We start from the raw sequence: 15,692 nt of genomic DNA on the forward strand, positions 1-15,692 counted from the left end.
GATGTCGCGACTCGGCAGTCTCGGCGCCCGGCTCTACCGCGGCGATGTCGGTTACGACTTCATCGGCAAGCGCAAGATCTGGTACGGCGTCTCGATCCTGATCACCATCACGGCCATCCTCGGCCTGGCAGTCAGTGGCCTCAACATGGGCATCGAGTTCAAGGGCGGCGCGGTCTTCACCACGCCGAAGACCAGCGTCTCCATCGCTCAGGCGGAGGAGGACGCGGTGGCCGCCTCCGGTCACCAGGCGATCGTCCAGAAGCTCGGCAACGGCGGCCTGCGCATTCAGATCAGCGAGGTGGACACCGCCAAGTCCGACCAGATCAAGGCGCAGCTCTCCGAGGACCTCGGGGTCCCCGAGGAGAAGATCGCCGCCGACCTGGTCGGCCCCAGCTGGGGTGAGCAGATCGCCAACAAGGCCTGGACCGGCCTCGGCGTCTTCATGATCCTCGTGGTGATCTACCTGGCCATCGCGTTCGAGTGGCGCATGGCGATCGCGGCCCTGGTCGCGCTGATCCACGACATCACGATCACGGTGGGTATCTACGCCCTGGTCGGCTTCGAGGTCACCCCGGGCACCGTGATCGGTCTGCTGACGATCCTCGGTTACTCCCTGTACGACACGGTCGTCGTCTTCGACAGCCTCAAGGAGGGCACGAAGGGGATCACCAAGCAGACCCGCTGGACGTACAGCGAGATCGCCAACCGGTCGATCAACGGCACCCTGGTCCGCTCCATCAACACCACCGTCGTGGCGCTGCTGCCCGTCGCCGGCCTGCTGTTCATCGGTGGCGGTGTCCTCGGCGCAGGCATGCTGAACGACATCTCGCTGTCGCTGTTCGTCGGCCTCGCCGCCGGTGCGTACTCCTCGATCTTCATCGCCACCCCGCTGGTCGCCGACCTCAAGGAACGCGAGCCGCAGATGAAGGCCCTGAAGAAGCGGATTCTCGCCAAGCGCGCGGCAGCCGCCGCCAAGGGCGAGTCCGCCGAGGACGAGCAGTCGTACGACGACGACGTCCCCGCGGACGCCGCACCCGCCGCTGCGGTGGTCGGTCAGCGTCAGCAGCCCAGGGGCCACGGCCGGACTCCGGGGAAGCGTTGATGACCAGCACCACCGGGAGCATCAGGGAACTGCTGCTCAGCCGGATCCGTGACGTGGCGGACTACCCGAAGCCGGGCGTGATGTTCAAGGACATCACCCCGCTGCTCGCGGACCCGGTCGCGTTCACGGCCCTGACCGACGCCCTCGCCGAGCTGTGCGTCCGGCACGGCGCCACGAAGATCGTCGGACTGGAGGCGCGCGGCTTCATCCTGGCCGCACCGGTCGCGGTCCGGGCCGGGCTCGGCTTCGTACCCGTCCGCAAGGCGGGGAAGCTCCCCGGAGCCACGCTCAGCCAGGCGTACGAGCTCGAGTACGGCACCGCGGAGATCGAGATCCACGCCGAGGACCTCGTCCCCGGCGACCGGGTCATGGTCATCGACGACGTCCTCGCCACCGGCGGCACCGCCGAGGCCTCGCTGGAGCTGATCCGGCGGGCCGGTGCCCAGGTCGCGGGCGTCGCGGTCCTCATGGAGCTCGGCTTCCTCGGCGGCCGCGTCCGGCTCGAGGAAGGGCTCGGCGGTGTCCCGCTGGAGGCTCTGATCACCATCTGAGCGCCGCCCCCGGCAGCGGAACGTAACGGTCCGTACGCGGACGGCACACCTGCTCACACAGGACGGGCACCCGGGAACAGCCGGGTGCCCGTCCCGCGTTGTGACGGGTCCCACCGTCCCCGGGGGAGGTCCGGCCGCAGGGTCGATACCATGGCCTTTCCGGGTGTCCGGATCCGCACGAGGAGTGCTCTTGCCAGACGAGGCCCAGCCAGTCGCCGCCCCGCAGCCCGACAAGCCCGCGGCGGTCCCAGCCACGCCCGAAAAGAAGCAGCCCGTGGCGAAGGAGAAGCCGAAGCCCCCGGCCCCCGAACCCGTCAGTGGTCCGGCGCAGGCGGCCATCAAGGCGAACGGGGCCGTCGGCCGGCCTGCCCCCGCCGCTCCGTCGCCGGCCGCCGAGAAGCCCCCGGCCAAGCCCGTCGCGAGGCCGGTGGCCCCGGCCGGCGCCGTGGCGCGCTCAGGCGGTTCCTCCAACCGGGTGCGGGCCAGACTCGCCCGCCTCGGGGTGCAGCGCTCCAGCCCGTACAACCCGGTGCTCGAACCGCTGCTGCGGGCCGTCCGCAGCAACGACCCGAAGATCGAGACCGCCACGCTGCGCCAGATCGAGCGCGCCTACCAGGTCGCGGAGCGCTGGCACCGCGGCCAGAAGCGCAAGAGCGGCGACCCGTACATCACCCACCCGCTGGCCGTCACGACGATCCTCGCCGAGCTCGGCATGGACCCGGCGACGCTGATGGCGGGGCTGCTGCACGACACGGTCGAGGACACCGAGTACGGCCTGGACACACTGCGCCGCGACTTCGGCGACCAGGTCGCCCTGCTGGTCGACGGCGTCACCAAGCTCGACAAGGTCAAGTTCGGCGAGGCCGCGCAGGCCGAGACCGTACGCAAGATGGTCGTCGCGATGGCCAAGGACCCGCGGGTCCTCGTCATCAAGCTCGCCGACCGGCTGCACAACATGCGCACGATGCGTTATCTCAAGCGGGAGAAGCAGGAGAAGAAGGCCCGCGAGACGCTCGAGATCTACGCGCCCCTGGCCCACCGCCTGGGCATGAACACCATCAAGTGGGAGCTGGAGGACCTCGCCTTCGCGATCCTCTACCCCAAGATGTACGACGAGATCGTCCGCCTCGTCGCGGAGCGTGCGCCCAAGCGTGACGAGTACCTCGCCATAGTGACCGACGAGGTCCAGGCCGATCTGCGGGCCGCCCGGATCAAGGCCACCGTCACCGGACGCCCGAAGCACTACTACAGCGTCTACCAGAAGATGATCGTGCGGGGCCGGGACTTCGCCGAGATCTACGACCTGGTGGGCATCAGGGTCCTCGTCGACACCGTGCGCGACTGCTACGCGGCGCTCGGCACCGTGCACGCGCGATGGAATCCGGTCCCCGGCCGGTTCAAGGACTACATCGCGATGCCCAAGTTCAACATGTACCAGTCGCTGCACACCACGGTGATCGGTCCCAGCGGCAAGCCCGTCGAGCTGCAGATCCGCACCTTCGACATGCACCGCCGCGCCGAGTACGGCATCGCCGCGCACTGGAAGTACAAGCAGGAGGCCGTCGCGGGCGCCTCGAAGGTGCGCACCGACGTCCCCAGGAGCCCCGGCAAGGGGGCGCGGCAGGACACCGTCAACGACATGGCGTGGCTGCGCCAGCTCCTGGACTGGCAGAAGGAGACCGAGGACCCCAGCGAGTTCCTGGACTCGCTGCGCTTCGACCTGTCGCGCAACGAGGTCTTCGTCTTCACGCCCAAGGGCGACGTCATAGCGCTGCCCGCGGGCGCCACACCGGTCGACTTCGCGTATGCCGTGCACACGGAGGTCGGCCACCGGACCATAGGAGCACGCGTCAACGGGCGGCTCGTACCGCTCGAATCGACCCTCGACAACGGCGACCTGGTGGAGGTCTTCACCTCCAAGGCGGCCGGCGCAGGGCCGTCCCGCGACTGGCTCGGCTTCGTCAAGTCGCCGCGCGCCCGGAACAAGATCCGCGGCTGGTTCTCCAAGGAGCGCCGCGACGAGGCGATCGAGCAGGGCAAGGACGCCATCGCGCGCGCCATGCGCAAGCAGAACCTGCCGATCCAGCGGATCCTGACCGGCGACTCCCTGGTCACACTCGCCCACGAGATGCGCTACCCCGACATCTCGTCGCTGTACGCGGCGATCGGTGAAGGCCATGTCGCCGCCGCGGGCGTCGTGCAGAAGCTGGTGCAGGCGCTCGGCGGCGAGGACGCGGCCAACGAGGACCTCGCCGAGAGTTCACCGCCGTCCCGCAGCCGGGGCAAGCGGCGTTCCAACGCCGATCCGGGTGTGGTCGTCAAGGGCGTCGAGGACGTCTGGGTCAAGCTGGCCCGCTGTTGCACCCCCGTCCCCGGCGACCCGATCATCGGGTTCGTCACCCGCGGCAGCGGTGTCTCCGTGCACCGCGCCGACTGCGTCAACGTCGACTCGCTGTCGCAGCAGCCGGAGCGGATCCTCGAGGTCGAATGGGCACCCACCCAGTCCTCGGTCTTCCTGGTCGCCATCCAGGTCGAGGCCCTTGACCGGTCGCGTCTGCTCTCCGACGTCACGCGCGTCCTGTCCGACCAGCACGTCAACATCCTGTCGGCGGCGGTGCAGACCTCGCGCGACCGGGTGGCCACCTCGCGCTTCACCTTCGAGATGGGCGACCCGAAGCACCTCGGACACGTCCTGAAGGCCGTACGGGGCGTGGAGGGCGTCTACGACGTCTACCGCGTCACCTCGGCCCGCCGGCCGTAACGCGCACCCACCGGGGCGGCAACGCGCACCGTGCACACGAGGAATGGGCTCCTGTACGCCACGTACAGGAGCCCCTTCCTCATGCGGTGACCGGTTTCAGCCGCCGAACTCCTCCAGGCCCTTCAGCGCCTGGTCCAGCAGCGCCTGGCGGCCCTCCAGCTCACGGGCCAGCTTGTCGGCCCGGGCGTTGTTGCCCGCGGCGCGCGCCGTGTCGATCTGCGTGCGCAGCTTGTCCACGGCCGCCTGCAGCTGACCGGTCAGACCCGCGGCGCGCGCACGCGCCTCAGGGTTCGTCCGGCGCCACTCCGACTCCTCGGCCTCCTGGAGCGCCCGCTCCACCGCCTGCATCCGCCCCTCGACCTTCGGGCGGGCGTCACGCGGCACGTGGCCGATGGCCTCCCAGCGCTCGTTGAGGGCACGGAACGCGGCCCTGGCCGCCTTCAGGTCCGTCACCGGCACCAGCTTCTCGGCCTCGGCCGCGAGCTCTTCCTTCAGCTTGAGGTTCTCGCCCTGCTCCGCGTCCCGCTCGGCGAAGACCTCGCTGCGGGCGGCGAAGAAGATGTCCTGCGCACCGCGGAAGCGGTTCCACAGATCGTCCTCGGCCTCGCGCTGGGCGCGGCCCGCCGCCTTCCACTCCGTCATCAGGTCGCGGTAGCGCGCGGCCGTCGTCCCCCAGTCCGTGGAACCGGAGAGCGACTCGGCCTCGACGACCAGTCTCTCCTTGACCTTGCGGGCGTCCTCACGCTGGGCGTCCAGCGAGGCGAAGTGGGCCTTGCGTCGCTTGGAGAACGCCGAGCGCGCGTGCGAGAAGCGGTGCCACAGCTCGTCGTCCGACTTGCGGTCGAGCCGCGGCAGGCCCTTCCACGTGTCGACGAGCGCCCGCAGCCGCTCGCCCGCCGAGCGCCACTGCTCGCTCTGCGCCAGCTCCTCGGCCTCGACGACCAGCGCCTCCTTGGCGTGCTTCGCCTCGTCGGTCTGCTTCGCCTTCTGGACCTTGCGCTCCTCGCGACGGGACTCGACCGTCGCGACCAGTGCGTCCAGCCGCACGCGCAGCGCAGCGAGGTCACCGACCGCGTGATGCTCGTCGACCTGCTGACGCAGATGTTCGATGGCGGTCGTCGCGTCCTTCGCCGACAGGTCGGTGGTTTTCACCCGCCGCTCGAGGAGGCCGATCTCGACCACGATGCCCTCGTACTTGCGCTCGAAGTAGGCCAGAGCCTCCTCGGGAGATCCGGCCTGCCACGATCCGACGACCTGCTCGCCATCGGCTGTACGCACGTACACGGTGCCCGTCTCATCGACGCGGCCCCACGGGTCGCTGCTCACAGCGCCTCCTCCACCTGATGCCTGTGAGGGGGTTCGCCCCCCTGGCATCGTCCACAGTTTCCTGGGGCGGGCTGCGCGCCCGCCCTGCACAACGCCAATCTAGGCGACCGGCCACCCGGCTGTCCGCACTCAGCGCGGGCGAATTCTCCGGCCCGCGCCGCGAGCCGGCCCGGCGACGCCGGGCCGGCCGCCGCGGTCGCCTCAGGCCTTGCCGACGGTCGCCTTCGAGATGGTGACGGCCTTCTTCGGAGCACCGTCGGCCGCACCGCCGGTGACACCCGCGGTCCCGACCGCCTTCACGGCCTTCAGCGAGGCGGCGTCCATCGTGCCGAACGGCGTGTAGGTCGGCGGCAGCTTGCTGTCCTTGTACACCAGGAAGAACTGGCTGCCGCCGCTGTGCGGCTGACCGGTGTTGGCCATCGCCACGGTGCCCGCCGGGTACGTGACGGTACCGTCCGCGCCCGCCTTGCCCAGCGCGGTCAGGTTCTCGTCCGGGATCGTGTAGCCGGGGCCGCCCGTGCCGTCGCCCTTCGGGTCACCGCACTGCAGGACGAAAATGCCCTGCGTGGTGAGCCGGTGACACTTCGTGCCGTCGAAGAAGCCCTTGTCCGCGAGCGACTTGAACGAGTTCGCCGTGTGCGGGGTCTTCGCCGCGTCCATCGTGAACGCTATGGCGCCCTGGTTCGTCTTCAGCGAGAACGTGTACTTCGCCTTCTTGTCGATCTCCATCGCCGGCTCGGGTGCGCTGCTCTCGCTCGCCGAGGGCGACGGGGACGCGGACGGGGCCGCGCTTGCCGCCGCGTCGCTCTTGCCCTTGTCGTCCCCGCTGAGCGAGACGTACGTGGCAGCACCGCCGACCACCACCACGGCCAGCGCGGACGCGATGACGGCGGTGAGTCGCCTGGTCCTGCGGCGGGCCTCCTCCCGGCGCTGCTGCTGCCGCTCGAACTTCTCCCTGGCGAGCTGCCGCCGCCGCTGATCGCTGCTGACCACCGGGTGATCTCCTTGTACGTCGTGTGATCGGGCCTGGGTTGCCCCGTACCGTATATGGGTTAGCTGTGGAATGAGGAGCGCCGGTAGGCTCTGAACTGCCGCGACCCTCTCGAATGCAGTCCGCGGCATCCCTCCGCCGGACGAACATTAAGGACGATCGTGCTCATTGCCGGGTTCCCCGCCGGGGCCTGGGGGACCAATTGCTACGTGGTCGCCCCCGCCGCAGGCGAGGAGTGCGTCATCATCGACCCGGGCCACCAGGCCACCCAGGGAGTCGAGGACGCGCTCAAGAAGCATCGGCTGAAGCCCGTCGCCGTCGTCCTCACCCACGGACACATCGACCATGTCGCCTCGGTCGTGCCGGTGTGCGGCGCGCACGGCGTCCCCGCCTGGATCCACCCCGAGGACCGGTACATGATGAGCGACCCGGAGAAGGCCCTCGGCCGCTCCATCGGGATGCCGCTCATGGGCGAGCTGACGGTGGGGGAGCCGGACGACCTCAAGGAGCTGAGCGACGGTGCGCAGTTGTCGCTGGCCGGTCTGGATTTCCGCGTCGCGCATGCGCCCGGCCATACCAAGGGGTCGGTGACGTTCAGGATGCCCGAGGTCGCGGACGTACCGCAGATCCTCTTCTCGGGCGACCTGCTCTTCGCCGGCTCCGTCGGACGTACCGACCTGCCCGGCGGCGACCACGCCGAGCTGCTCGAGTCGCTGGCCCGTGTGTGCCTGCCGCTCGACGACTCGACCGTGGTGCTGTCCGGCCACGGCCCCCAGACGACCATCGGCCGCGAGCGCGCCTCGAACCCGTATCTGCAGGGTGCGGACGCGCCCCGACGAGGAATGTGACGAGAGTTAGAACCGTGAGCACCTTCAAGGCCCCCAAGGGCACGTACGACCTGACCCCGCCCGACTCCGCCAAGTACCTCGCGGTGCGCGAGGCGATTGCCGCACCGCTGAAGAACTCCGGCTACGGCTACATCGAGACGCCCGGCTTCGAGGACGTCGCGCTCTTCTCGCGCGGGGTCGGTGAGTCCACCGACATCGTCTCCAAGGAGATGTACACCCTCACCACCAAGGGCGGCTCCGAACTGGCGCTGCGCCCCGAGGGCACCGCGTCCGTGCTGCGCGCCGCGCTGGAGGCCAACCTCCACAAGCTCGGCAACCTGCCGGTGAAGCTCTGGTACTCCGGCTCGTACTACCGCTACGAGCGCCCGCAGAAGGGCCGCTACAGGCACTTCTCGCAGGTCGGCGCCGAGGCGATCGGCGCCGAGGACCCGGCGCTGGACGCCGAGCTGATCATCCTGGCCGACCAGGCGTACCGCACCCTGGGCCTGCGGAACTTCCGGATCCTGCTGAACTCGCTGGGTGACAAGGAGTGCCGCCCCGTCTACCGGGACGCGCTCCAGGAGTTCCTGCGCGAGCTCGACCTGGACGACGAGACCCGCCGCCGCATCGAGCTCAACCCGCTGCGCGTCCTCGACGACAAGCGCCCCGAGGTCCAGAAACAGCTGGTGGGCGCACCGGTGCTGCGTGACTACCTGTGCGACGCCTGCAAGGCGTACCACGAGGAGGTCCGCGACCTGCTGACCGCGGCGGGCGTCGTGTACGAGGACGACGAGAAGCTCGTCCGTGGCCTCGACTACTACACCCGGACCACCTTCGAGTTCGTCCACGACGGACTCGGCTCGCAGTCCGCGGTCGGCGGCGGCGGCCGTTACGACGGCCTCTCCGAGATGATCGGCGGCCCGGCACTCCCGTCGGTCGGCTGGGCACTCGGCGTGGACCGCACGGTGCTCGCGCTGGAGGCCGAGGGCATCGAGCTCGAACTGCCCGCGTCCACCAGCGTCTTCGCGGTGCCGCTCGGCGAGGAGGCCCGACGGGTCCTGTTCGCCAAGGTGACGGAGCTGCGCCGGCTGGGCGTCGCCACCGACTTCGCGTTCGGCGGCCGCGGCCTCAAGGGCGCGATGAAGAGCGCCAACCGTTCCGGCGCGCGTTTCACCGTCGTCGCCGGCGAGCGTGATCTTGCCGAGGGCGTGGTCCAGCTCAAGGACATGGAGTCGGGTGAGCAGCAGCCGGTCGCGCTCGACGCGCTGGTCGCCGAGATCCAGCAGAAGCTGGCCTGATCCACCGTCTGTGCCTGTGCCCGCCCGGTCCCGCCGGGCGGGCACAGTGCGTCTCCGTCGCGGGTGTCGTCAACCTCACGAGCCGGGTTTCACCCCTGCGCATGAACGGACCGGGAAGGTCCGTCGCGGCCGGGGCGCGGGGGCGGCGTCCGTGGCGCGCCGGATCGTCGTCCGTAACGCCTGCGCAGCCCCGTACGGCCGGGGGCGGGCCGGGCGCGGAGAATGCGTGGACGCCGCTTCGTCTGCACACCTTTATGTTCATCGAACGGATGACTGGTGGGGTGGTGCGGCACAATGACCATGCCCAGCAGGCCACTCACTGATGGAACGGCGATATGACGACTGCAGCGGTTGACCACCCCTCACCCGACCAGGACGAGGTCAGCGGGAAGAGGACCATCGGCGGCGGTCGAGCGTTCGCGCTGCTGCTGGTGATCACCGGTGCCGCCGGCCTCCTCGCCGCCTGGGTCATCACGATCGACAAGTTCAAGCTGCTCGAGGACCCCACCTTCACGCCGGGCTGCAGTCTCAACCCCGTCGTCTCGTGCGGCAACATCATGAAGAGCGCGCAGGCGTCCGTCTTCGGGTTCCCGAACCCGATGCTGGGACTCGCCACGTACTCCGTCGTCATCGGGATCGGTCTGGCCCTGCTCGCCGGCGCTCGTTTCCGCAGCTGGTACTGGCTCGGCCTCAACGCGGGCACGCTCTTCGGCGTCGGCTTCTGCACCTGGCTGCAGTACCAGTCGCTGTACAACATCAACTCGCTCTGCCTGTGGTGCTGCCTGGCCTGGGTCGCGACGATCTTCATGTTCTGCTACGTCACCACGCACAACATCAAGCACCGGATCGTGCCCGCGCCGAACTGGCTGCGCAACGGACTGACGGAGTTCCACTGGGTACCGCCGGTCCTCTGGGTCGGCATCATCGGCATGCTGATCCTGACCCGCTGGTGGGACTTCTGGACCAGCTGACCGGACGGGCCGGGAGCGGGGACCGGCCCGGCGGCGCTGTCAGTGCCGTGACATAGGCTTCAAAACGTGGAGCCCGACCTCTTTACCGCAGCTGCCGAAGACCGCCAGGAGAAGGACCCGTCCAGCAGCCCCCTCGCTGTCCGGATGCGTCCCCGTAGCCTCGACGAGGTCGTCGGACAGCAGCATCTGCTGAAGCCGGGCTCCCCGCTGCGCCGCCTCGTCGGCGAAGGGAGCGGCGGACCCGCCGGCCCGTCGTCGGTGATCCTCTGGGGTCCGCCCGGTATCGGCAAGACGACGCTGGCGTACGTGGTCAGCAAGGCCACCAACAAGCGCTTCGTCGAGCTCTCCGCGATCACCGCGGGCGTCAAGGAGGTACGGGCCGTCATCGAGGGCGCCCGCCGTGCCACCGGTGGCTACGGCAAGGAGACCGTCCTCTTCCTCGACGAGATCCACCGCTTCTCCAAGGCCCAGCAGGACTCACTGCTGCCGGCCGTGGAGAACCGCTGGGTGACGCTGATCGCCGCGACGACCGAGAACCCGTACTTCTCGATCATCTCGCCGCTTCTGTCGCGCTCGCTGCTCCTGACCCTCGAATCGCTCACCGACGACGATCTGCGCGCCCTGATGCACCGCGCCCTGACCGACGAGCGCGGTCTCGCCGGTGCGGTCACGCTCCCCGAGGACGCGGAGGCGCATCTGCTGCGCATCGCGGGCGGCGACGCGCGGCGCGCGCTGACGGCGCTGGAGGCCGCGGCCGGCGCGGCCCTCGCCACGCAGGAGAAGGAGATCACCCTCGCCACGGTCGAGGCGACCGTCGACCGGGCGGCCGTGAAGTACGACCGGGACGGCGACCAGCACTACGACGTGGCGAGCGCGCTGATCAAGTCGATCCGCGGCTCCGACGTGGATGCGGCGCTGCACTATCTGGCCCGGATGATCGAGGCGGGGGAGGACCCGCGGTTCATCGCCCGCAGGCTGATGATCTCCGCCAGCGAGGACATCGGCCTCGCCGACCCGACGGCGCTGCCCACGGCGGTCGCCGCCGCGCAGGCCGTCGCGATGATCGGTTTCCCCGAGGCGGCGCTCACCCTCAGCCATGCCACGATCGCGCTGGCGCTCGCCCCCAAGTCCAATGCGGCGACGCTGGCGATCTCCGCGGCCCAGGCGGACGTGCGGGGCGGCCTCGCAGGCCCGGTCCCGGCCCATCTGCGCGACGGCCACTACAAGGGGGCCGCCAAGCTGGGACATGCCCAGGGCTACGTCTATCCCCACGACGTCCCCGGCGGTATCGCCGCCCAGCAGTACGCCCCGGACGCGGTCCGCGGCAGGCGCTACTACCGGCCCACGCGCTACGGCGCCGAGGCGCGGTACGCGGACGTGGTGGACCGAGTCCGCGACCGGCTCGGCCGCGAGGACCGCGACGGTTCGGACGGTGCGACGGAGCCGTAGGGCTCGCCGGCGTACGTTCAGCGGGCGGCAGCATCGAAGAGGGTGTGCATCGCGTGGCGCAGCTCGGTGATGTCGCGCACCGGATCGGGGAACTCGAAGCGTGCGTCGAAGCACCGCCCGTCGGCCTCGCAGAGGCGCACCCGCAGCCCGTGCCGGTCGAGCGCGACCGGCACGACGGCGGGCCGGTGACCGGCGCAGCCGCCGGCGGTCCGTTCGCCCAGCAGGCCGCTGAGCATCGCCAGCTGTTCGCCGTGCGCCGCGTGCAGATGCTGCAGCAGCTCCGCCTCGTGGGCGACGAGCGGGTCGGCGGCCGCGTCCCGGAACTCCTCCGGCTCGACGTGCTGGGCGCCCCACAGATCGTCGACGTACGCCTCGCCGGTCTCCAGCCGCAGCATCATCCGGCCGGGCCCGGCCATGCCCGGTACGCTGGTGAGCTGGCCGGAGACCCGGCCGCGGCCGCGGATGCGGTGCGGCACGGAGACCGGTGCGACGTCCGTGATCTCCAGCACGGCGGTGAGCTCGTCGTCCTGGGCGTGCGTCGCGGCCCGTACGGCGGGGGAGTCGGCGGGGAATTCGAGGAACACATCCCCCTCGGGACCGACGCTCCGGTCGAGCGGCACCAGCTGGTCGAAACCGGTTGTGGTGAGCCCGGGGATGAGCAGCACCGCCGAACAGGTACTCTGTACGAGAGTTCGTGTGCGCTCGGCTGCTGACGGCATCCGAGTGTTTTCAAGCCCGCTGGGACGCGGCTGACCACGATCTGATCGGTCCTCCGTCGTATCGGCGCCTTCGTTGGCGTCGACGCTGTCAGTGCTGTCCGTGACGTGTGTGGTGTTCCCAGGGCGAGACATGCGATCTCCTTGAGTAAGGTGAGCCTAACCTAACCCACAACGGAGGTCTGGAGAACGTGCCTAATCAGTCGCGTCCCAAGGTCAAGAAGTCTCGTGCGCTCGGTATCGCGCTGACGCCGAAGGCCGTCAAGTACTTCGAGGCCCGCCCCTACCCGCCGGGCGAGCACGGCCGTGGCCGCAAGCAGAACTCGGACTACAAGGTCCGTCTGCTCGAGAAGCAGCGTCTGCGCGCCCAGTACGACATCAGCGAGCGCCAGATGGCGCGTGCATACGACCGTGCCAAGAAGGCCGAGGGCAAGACGGGCGAGGCGCTCGTCGTCGAGCTCGAGCGCCGTCTCGACGCGCTGGTCCTGCGTTCGGGCATCGCCCGCACGATCTACCAGGCCCGCCAGATGGTCGTCCACGGCCACATCGAGGTCGACGGCCGCAAGGTCGACAAGCCGTCCTTCCGCGTCCGTCCCGACAACGTCGTGACGGTCCGCGAGCGCAGCCGCGACAAGCACCCCTTCCAGGTGGCCCGCGAGGGTGGTTACGCCCCCGACGGCGAGACCCCGCGCTACCTGCAGGTGAACCTGAAGGCCCTGGCCTTCCGCCTTGACCGGGACCCGAACCGCAAGGAGATCCCGGTGATCTGCGACGAGCAGCTCGTCGTCGAGTACTACGCCCGCTGATCCAGGCGTAGCCGCTCTCACCAGCGCTCAGGCCCGCCCCTCCCCGTCGTCGGGGAGGCGGCGGGCTTCCGCGTTCTGTCGTCCCGGGCGGGTACCGGACCGGGACCGGGCCGCTGCCCCTGCACACCCGGGCGGCCCACCGGCCGGCTCGCCAGCGCCCTGGTCACGGCAGTGTCCGGATCCAGTCGCGCACCCGCCAGCCGCCCCGACTCGTACGGTGCGTCGCCCAGTGCCCGCCGCGCCAGCGCCTCGCACTCGGCCCGGGGTCTTCCGTAGTACGCCGAGCCGAAGAGCGGCAGCCCCACCGACGGCCAGATGCGCTCGGCTGCCCCTTGCAGCACCGCCGCCTCCGCCGCATCCCCCTCGATCGCCGTGACCAGGGCCAGCAGCTCCATCGTGAGCACGGAGCCGAGCAGGTCGTGGAAGGCGTGGCCGATCGCCAGGGACTCCCTGAGCAGTTCCCGGGCACCGTCCGGCCGCCCCTGCTGCAGCTCCGCGTACGCCAGCACATAGAGCGCGTACGAGAGGGCCCAGCGCTCTCCGCGGTCCTCGCAGACCTCCCTGACCTCCTCGCAGATCGCCGCCGCGGCGGCCAGGTCCCCGCGGAACCCGACCGCCATCGCCAGTTCGATCTGGGCCATCAGCACATTGCTGTTCAGCTCGCCCAGATCGCGGTAGCGGTCCAGCGCGTCCTGCAGCAGTTCCTCCGCGCGGACCATGTCGTCCGTGACGAGCGCCAGGCAGCCCGTGCGGTGCACCGCGTACGCCTGCGCCGCCCGGTCGCCGGTCCGGTCCGCCTCCTCCCGGCACTCCTGCAGCGCGGAGATCGCCCCGATCGGGTCCCCCTGCAGCACCGCCACGTGCCCGAGCACCCACAGTGCCTTGAGCCGGGAGGGCTCGTACGGCGTCTCCTCCTCCAGGACGTGGTTCAGCCAGTGCCGCCCCTCCGAGAGGCGCCCGCAGCCGACCCACAGGAACCAGAGGGTGCCCGCCAGGTACTGCGCGAGATGGGCCTCTTCCGGGCTTTCCAGTGAACACTCCATCGCCCGGCGGAGATTGGGCAGTTCGCACTCCGCCCGGGCCGCCACCTCGCCCTGCCGCGGGCTGAACCAGTCGAGCTCGCACCAGGTGGCGAGCCCCAGGTACCAGTCACGGTGCCGACGCCGCAGCCGGTCCGTGTCGCCGGTGGCCGCCAGCCAGTCGGCGCCGTACTCGCGCACCGTGTCCAGCATCCGGTAGCGGGTGCCCACGGCCGAGTCCTCGCGCAGGACGACGGACTGCGCCAGCAGCCCGGTCAGCACATCGAGCACCGACTCGGCCGGCAACTCGGGCCCGCTGCAGATGTACTCGACGGCCTCCAGGTCGAACTGCCCGGCGAAGACCGACAGCCGGGCCCACAGCAGCCGCTGCTCCGGGGCGCACAGCTCATGGCTCCAGCCGATGGCCGTACGGAGTGTCTGATGACGCGCCAGTGCACTGCGGCTGCTGCCGGTCAGCAGCCGGAAGCGGTCGTCCAGGCGCTGCACCACCTGTTCCGTGGACAGGGCGCGCAGCCGTCCGGCGGCCAGCTCCAGCGCGAGCGGGATCCCGTCCAGCCGGCGGCACAGTTCCTGCGCCGGTCCGCGGTTCTCCTCGGTCAGCCGGAAATCCGGCCGCACCGCCACGGCCCGCTCCGCGAACAGCGTCATCGCGTCCTCGTCGTCCATCGGCGCGAGCGGGTAGGTCCGCTCGCCGTCCAGCTCCAGGGGCAGCCGTCCGGCGGCCAGCACCTGCAGCCGCGGCGCGCGACGCAGCAGCGCGCACACCAACTCGGCGCAGGCGTCGACGAGATGCTCGAAACCGTCCAGTACCAGAAGGAGTTGACGCTCGGTGAGATGTTCGAGGAGCGTCGTGCGGGGCGGGCGGCTGGTGTGATCAGTGAGTCCCAGCGCGTCGATCATGGAGTGTTCCAGCAGGCCGGGGTCGTGGACGGTGGACAGCTCCACCAGCCAGACCCCGTCGCAGTACCGTTTCTCCAGAAGTGCTGCAGCCCTGGTGGCACACCGGGTCTTTCCGACGCCGCCCACCCCGACCACGGTGACCAGCCTCGACTCCGCCAGCAGCCGGCCCAGATCGGCCAGCTGCTCGTCGCGCCCCACGAATCTGTTCAGTTCCGCCGGGAGATTGCCGCGGGCCGTGGTGCCGGAGCCCGGATGGTGAGGGGAGTCGTCCGCGGAATCCTCGGGGGAGTCGTCGGGGGAGGGGCAGGGGCGCTGGGAGCGTCGCATGAAACACGCAGAGTACTGGTCCGGAAGCTCTCCGTACAATCTCCTTTGTGCAACTACCGCCCCGCCCACCAGTAATGCGGTAGGGGGCGTGCCCCCTGGCGCGATAGGGTCGGGAGACGACGATTCGACAATCTTTCGACAGCTGGGGAGCGGTGCAACGTGTCCGGTGGAGAGGTGGCCGGGATCCTGGTGGCCGTCTTCTGGGCGATCCTGGTGTCGTTCCTCGCCGTCGTACTGGTGAGGCTGGCCCAGACGCTCAGGGCGACCACCAAGCTCGTGGCGGAAGTGACCGAGCAGGCCGTTCCGCTGCTCGCCGACGCCTCCGCGACCGTGCGCTCCGCGCAGACCCAGCTCGACAAGGTCGACGCGATCGCGGCGGACGTCCAGGAGGTCACCTCCAACGCCTCGGCGCTCTCCACCACTGTCGCATCGGCCTTCGGCGGACCGCTCGTCAAGGTCGCCGCATTCGGATACGGAGTGCGTCAGGCCATCGGCCGCCGGACCGCTCCGGAAGCCGAACCGGCCCGCCGGGCGCCCCGTCGCACGGTGATCGTCGGCCGCACGGTGCCGTCCGCGCGAGCCAAGAAGCAGGGCGGCAGAAGCTCCCGCGGATCGAAGGACTGACGC

Annotated in this window: 13 protein-coding genes; 9 read left to right on the forward strand and 4 right to left on the reverse strand. The window is 70.2% G+C overall.

Translation table 11 applies throughout. From position 1 onward, the window contains the following. The first annotated feature begins 1 nt into the window (after position 1). The 3 genes from secF to OG878_RS32245 all read left to right on the forward strand — a co-directional run bounded on the left by secF (position 2) and on the right by OG878_RS32245 (position 4,414). The gene (gene secF, locus OG878_RS32235; RefSeq protein WP_328890034.1) at positions 2-1,102 is read left to right on the forward strand and encodes a protein translocase subunit SecF; all 1,101 of its coding nucleotides are present in this window, start codon (positions 2-4) and stop codon (positions 1,100-1,102) included. Beyond that, entirely contained in the window at positions 1,102-1,653 is a 552-nt protein-coding gene (locus tag OG878_RS32240; RefSeq protein ID WP_328890035.1) for an adenine phosphoribosyltransferase, read from the forward strand. The genes secF and OG878_RS32240 overlap by 1 nt, the downstream gene beginning before the upstream one ends. Before the next feature lie 274 nt (positions 1,654-1,927). Continuing rightward, entirely contained in the window at positions 1,928-4,414 is a 2,487-nt protein-coding gene (locus OG878_RS32245; RefSeq protein ID WP_443049281.1) for a RelA/SpoT family protein, read from the forward strand. A gap of 96 nt (positions 4,415-4,510) precedes the next feature. Here the strand turns inward: OG878_RS32245 and OG878_RS32250 are convergent, their stop codons facing one another. Both OG878_RS32250 and OG878_RS32255 read right to left on the reverse strand, forming a co-directional pair. After that, a complete protein-coding gene (locus OG878_RS32250) occupies positions 4,511-5,740 on the reverse strand; it encodes a DUF349 domain-containing protein (RefSeq protein ID WP_328890037.1) in 1,230 nt (409 codons plus the stop codon). Between the two features lie 201 nt (positions 5,741-5,941). Next, entirely contained in the window at positions 5,942-6,733 is a 792-nt protein-coding gene (locus tag OG878_RS32255) for a peptidylprolyl isomerase (protein WP_328890038.1), read from the reverse strand. A 159-nt stretch (positions 6,734-6,892) separates the two neighbouring features. Here OG878_RS32255 and OG878_RS32260 point away from each other — a divergent pair, with 159 nt between their 5' ends. From OG878_RS32260 to OG878_RS32275, 4 genes are all read left to right on the forward strand, one after another. Beyond that, complete coding sequence (locus OG878_RS32260) at positions 6,893-7,579, forward strand: MBL fold metallo-hydrolase (RefSeq protein WP_328890039.1); 687 nt, start codon at positions 6,893-6,895, stop codon at positions 7,577-7,579. A 14-nt stretch (positions 7,580-7,593) separates the two neighbouring features. After that, a complete protein-coding gene (hisS, locus tag OG878_RS32265) occupies positions 7,594-8,856 on the forward strand; it encodes a histidine--tRNA ligase (RefSeq protein ID WP_328890040.1) in 1,263 nt (420 codons plus the stop codon). A gap of 335 nt (positions 8,857-9,191) precedes the next feature. Beyond that, complete coding sequence (locus tag OG878_RS32270; RefSeq protein WP_328890041.1) at positions 9,192-9,827, forward strand: vitamin K epoxide reductase family protein; 636 nt, start codon at positions 9,192-9,194, stop codon at positions 9,825-9,827. 66 nt (positions 9,828-9,893) lie between these two features. Next, positions 9,894-11,276, forward strand: a complete 1,383-nt coding sequence (locus tag OG878_RS32275) for a replication-associated recombination protein A (RefSeq protein ID WP_328890042.1) — start codon at positions 9,894-9,896, stop codon at positions 11,274-11,276. A gap of 17 nt (positions 11,277-11,293) precedes the next feature. Here OG878_RS32275 and OG878_RS32280 read toward each other — a convergent pair whose 3' ends face one another. Next, positions 11,294-11,995 (reverse strand): DUF2470 domain-containing protein, encoded by a 702-nt coding sequence (locus OG878_RS32280; RefSeq protein ID WP_328890043.1) that lies wholly within the window; start codon positions 11,993-11,995, stop codon positions 11,294-11,296. A 188-nt stretch (positions 11,996-12,183) separates the two neighbouring features. Here OG878_RS32280 and rpsD point away from each other — a divergent pair, with 188 nt between their 5' ends. After that, complete coding sequence (gene rpsD, locus OG878_RS32285) at positions 12,184-12,798, forward strand: 30S ribosomal protein S4 (RefSeq protein WP_277325114.1); 615 nt, start codon at positions 12,184-12,186, stop codon at positions 12,796-12,798. Positions 12,799-12,815: 17 nt separating this feature from the next. On the opposite strand, the gene OG878_RS32290 is transcribed toward rpsD, so the two are convergent. Continuing rightward, positions 12,816-15,065: an ATP-binding protein gene (locus OG878_RS32290; protein ID WP_328890044.1), complete on the reverse strand. Its 2,250-nt coding sequence runs from the start codon at positions 15,063-15,065 to the stop codon at positions 12,816-12,818. Between the two features lie 174 nt (positions 15,066-15,239). On the opposite strand from OG878_RS32290, the gene OG878_RS32295 reads away from it, so the two are divergent. Continuing rightward, positions 15,240-15,689, forward strand: coding sequence for a DUF948 domain-containing protein (locus tag OG878_RS32295; RefSeq protein WP_328891455.1), 450 nt, complete (start codon positions 15,240-15,242; stop codon positions 15,687-15,689). The last annotated feature ends 3 nt before the right edge of the window (positions 15,690-15,692 follow it).

Source organism: Streptomyces sp. NBC_00316, from assembly GCF_036158715.1.
Lineage (GTDB): Bacteria > Actinomycetota > Actinomycetes > Streptomycetales > Streptomycetaceae > Streptomyces.

Excerpts from the sequence above, each read along its gene's own strand:
- secF (WP_328890034.1), top strand. The coding sequence starts at position 2 with ATGTCGCGACTCGGCAGTCTCGGCGCCCGGCTCTACCGCGGCGATGTC.
- OG878_RS32240 (WP_328890035.1), top strand. The coding sequence starts at position 1,102 with ATGACCAGCACCACCGGGAGCATCAGGGAACTGCTGCTCAGCCGGATC.
- OG878_RS32270 (WP_328890041.1), top strand. The coding sequence starts at position 9,192 with ATGACGACTGCAGCGGTTGACCACCCCTCACCCGACCAGGACGAGGTC.
- OG878_RS32280 (WP_328890043.1), bottom strand. The coding sequence starts at position 11,995 with ATGCCGTCAGCAGCCGAGCGCACACGAACTCTCGTACAGAGTACCTGT.
- OG878_RS32290 (WP_328890044.1), bottom strand. The coding sequence starts at position 15,065 with ATGCGACGCTCCCAGCGCCCCTGCCCCTCCCCCGACGACTCCCCCGAG.